Genomic DNA, 289 nt, shown 5'->3' with positions numbered 1-289 from the left:
TCGGTGTAACTGGCGTGCTTAGTTTGTTCTTTTAGATGTTCGCGTCCACAACCGTTGAATTCTGTTTGAGATACTTCAAGATTAGTGACGACATCACTCATTTTTTGCTTCATTGCTTGAATCGTTGACTGGACATCGTTATCACCAAACAATTGTTTTCTTGATTCAGTGATCGACGCTAGCTCTTTAGTTAAAGATTCAACCTCAAGGTTTGCGTTGGCGGTCTCGTTGGCTAGCGATTCCAATTTGTCATCGAGTTCTGTCAGCTCTGCACGCTTACTAATCAACT

1 protein-coding gene is annotated in these 289 nt (G+C 41.9%); it reads right to left on the bottom strand.

The window, feature by feature from the left end:
* Positions 1 to 289: hypothetical protein (locus FTW16_RS13375; RefSeq protein ID WP_146491408.1), on the bottom strand; the 289-nt coding region annotated here is incomplete at both ends.

Origin of the sequence: Vibrio sp. T20, assembly GCF_007858795.1 — a bacterium.
GTDB classification, from domain to species: domain Bacteria; phylum Pseudomonadota; class Gammaproteobacteria; order Enterobacterales; family Vibrionaceae; genus Vibrio; species Vibrio satsumensis.
The sequence above is the reverse complement of the archived record's forward strand: the minus strand, read 5'-3'. Positions and strand labels throughout refer to the sequence as shown.